Annotated in this window: 4 protein-coding genes; all 4 read right to left on the minus strand. The window is 34.6% G+C overall.

The window, feature by feature from the left end; translation table 11 throughout:
* On the minus strand, nt 1-94 hold a 94-nt coding region (locus tag Q0L65_RS05435), incomplete at its 3' end, for an HPF/RaiA family ribosome-associated protein (RefSeq protein WP_366051356.1).
* Between the two features lie 32 nt (nt 95-126).
* Nucleotides 127-1,023: a tyrosine-type recombinase/integrase gene (locus Q0L65_RS05440; protein WP_296684276.1), complete on the minus strand. Its 897-nt coding sequence runs from the start codon at nt 1,021-1,023 to the stop codon at nt 127-129.
* Between the two features lie 71 nt (nt 1,024-1,094).
* Nucleotides 1,095-1,289, minus strand: coding sequence for a 30S ribosomal protein S21 (rpsU, locus tag Q0L65_RS05445; protein ID WP_296684278.1), 195 nt, complete (start codon nt 1,287-1,289; stop codon nt 1,095-1,097).
* A 249-nt stretch (nt 1,290-1,538) separates the two neighbouring features.
* Nucleotides 1,539-2,681 carry an acyl-CoA dehydrogenase family protein gene (locus Q0L65_RS05450; RefSeq protein ID WP_296684279.1) on the minus strand — a complete coding sequence of 381 codons (1,143 nt, stop codon included), beginning with the start codon at nt 2,679-2,681 and terminating at the stop codon, nt 1,539-1,541.
* Between the last annotated feature and the right edge of the window lie 125 nt (nt 2,682-2,806).

Consider the following 2,806-nt stretch of genomic DNA (forward strand, 5'->3'; position numbering starts at 1 on the left):
CATAATACTTTTCTAATTTATCCATTTTTTCCTGAACAAAATCAACTAGCTTTCTGTCAACTGTAAAGTTAACCGCGTGAACACTTACCTTCATAATCAAATTAATTAATAATTAAACATTTGGAATTATTTTTGATTTCTAGGATGCGCCTCTTTATATACCTTTTTCAGTTCTGATAAACTATTATGCGTATATACTTGTGTTGACGCTAAACTAGAATGCCCTAATAATTCTTTGACTGAATTCAAATCGGCTCCATTATTCAATAAATGAGTTGCAAACGTATGACGTAATATATGCGGACTCTTTTTTACCTTTTCGGAGACAGCACTAAAGTACGAATTTATTAATCGGTACACAAAAGAATCATTTATTTTTAACCCTTTTTTAGTGAGAAAGAAATATTCAGCATCCGTTATATTTTCCAACCCTGATCTTTCTAAAAGATAACTCTCAAACTGACAATTGATTACAGGTAATACAGGAATAATTCGTTCCTTATTTCTTTTCCCCAAAACTTTAATCGTACCAGTCGAAAAATTAACATTTGCCATTTTCAAATGAATCAATTCTGTTCGCCGCATCCCTGTAGTGTAGAATAAGTCAATAATCAACTTATCTCGGATTGCTTCAAAACCAATAGGATTTTGCAAATACACTAAGACTGCATCAATCTCTTTTTCAGAAAATGGAATTTGGATTTTTTTAGGAGTTTTTAACGCTTTATGTTTCAAAAGCGGACTTACCTCTATTTGTTTTGTTTTAAGAAGAAATTTATAATACGCCTTGAGCGAAGCAATCTTTCTATTAACAGACACATTCGACACATCTGCATCAACCAAAGAAACAATCCAACTTCTAATTTGACTATAATTAACCTGATCAATGGTTTGCTGATCGAAATGAACCGAATTGAATAATTCAAAAGAAACAATATCATTCCAATACGCCAAAACCGTATGGGGAGAATATTTTTTCTCCAACTGCAGGTAATCTCGAAATGCTTCTTTATTATTCATCATAAAAAAAACCGTTAGCATCAAAATTAAATAATTTCAATGACTAACGGTTCGTATTTCAATAAATTTAGAAATTAACTTTCTAAACTATCTCTCAAATTTTGGATATAAGCCGCTTTCTGGAATTTCATTCTATTGGTTACAGATGGCTTAATGAAAGCTTGACGTGCACGCAACTGACGAACAGTTCCTGTTTTATCAAATTTTCTTTTATAGCGCTTTAATGCTCTATCGATATTTTCTCCGTCTTTAATTGGTATAATTAACATAATATAGACACCTCCTCTCGTTAAGGCTGCAAAAGTATATTTTTATTTTGAATAACAAACACAATTTCTTAAATATTTTGGGCGTGCCGGCGAAATACATCCGCTTTCCAAAACACATCCTCGTTCGCCGTCAGGCTATCCGCTACAAGTCCTCATTGCATTCCGGGCTTTTCGCTTCTATCCTTCACGCAAAAGCGCCAAGAAAAAAAAATTCTTGGCGCTTCTTTTTATATCTAACTTCTTTAGCGACTAGTCTTTCAATATATTTCTAGAAATGACTACTTTCTGAATTTCAGTTGTACCCTCTCCTATCGTACACAGCTTCGCATCTCGGTAAAACTTCTCTACAGGATAATCTTTGGTATAACCATACCCTCCGTGAATTTGAATCGCATCAGTAGCTACTTTTACACACATTTCCGATGCATACATCTTAGCCATTGCTCCAAGTGTTGTAACAGGCCTATGTTGTTCCTTTAAGAAAGCCGCTTTATGCAACAACAATTCAGAAGCTTCTATCTCAGTAGCCATATCAGCCAGCTTGAACGAAATGCCTTGAAATTCAGAAATCGCTTTTCCAAATTGGTATCTTTCTTTTGAATATTTCAAGGAAGCTTCATACGCCCCTTTAGCAATTCCCAAAGCCAAAGCACCAATAGAAATTCTACCGCCATCCAATATTTTCATAGCTTGAATAAATCCTTGACCTACTTCTCCCAGACGATTCGTATCTGGAATTCGACAATTATCAAAAATCAATTCTGCCGTTTCGCTAGCGCGCATTCCTAATTTATTTTCTTTTTTACCCGAACTAAACCCAGGAGTTCCTTTTTCAACCACAAAAGAAGTCATTCCTTTTGAATCTCCTTTTTCACCTGTTCGAACTACAACAACAGCTATTTCGCCAGAAACGGCATGAGTAATGAAATTTTTAGAACCGTTAATTATCCAATCATCTCCGTCACGAACCGCAGTAGTATTCATTCCACCCGCATCAGAACCCGTATTATGCTCCGTTAACCCCCAAGCGCCAATATGTTCACCAGAAGCTAGTTTCGGAATCCATTTTTTCTTTTGCTCTTCATTTCCAAAAGTCAAAATATGATTGGTACACAACGAATTGTGAGCTGCAACAGACAATCCTATAGAAGGATCAACTTTAGACAACTCTTCAACAATTGTTATATATTCGTGATAGCCTAAACCAGAACCACCCAACTCTTGAGGAACTAAAATTCCCATAAAACCCATTTCTCCCAATTTTTTAAACAAGGGAACTGGAAAAATTTGTGCTTCATCCCACTCCATAATATGAGGTCGAATGTTTTGTTCTGCAAAATCTCGTATCGATTGCGCAATTAGCAATTGTGTTTCGTTATAATCGAAGTTCATAATTTATGGTTCTGATTAAAAGTCCAAATATAAACCAATTATTTTTGCTTTATCAACAGGAAAATTTTTAATTTTTATTAAATCATCAACAGAATTGATAGTACCATTCATACTCCGATAAATTA

The sequence above is a fragment of the Flavobacterium sp. genome (assembly GCF_024642105.1).
In the GTDB taxonomy this organism is placed as follows: domain Bacteria; phylum Bacteroidota; class Bacteroidia; order Flavobacteriales; family Flavobacteriaceae; genus Flavobacterium.

Coding starts and splice junctions, on each gene's coding strand:
- Q0L65_RS05440 (WP_296684276.1), bottom strand. CDS start 1,023: ATGATGAATAATAAAGAAGCATTTCGAGATTACCTGCAGTTGGAGAAA.
- rpsU (WP_296684278.1), bottom strand. CDS start 1,289: ATGTTAATTATACCAATTAAAGACGGAGAAAATATCGATAGAGCATTA.
- Q0L65_RS05450 (WP_296684279.1), bottom strand. CDS start 2,681: ATGAACTTCGATTATAACGAAACACAATTGCTAATTGCGCAATCGATA.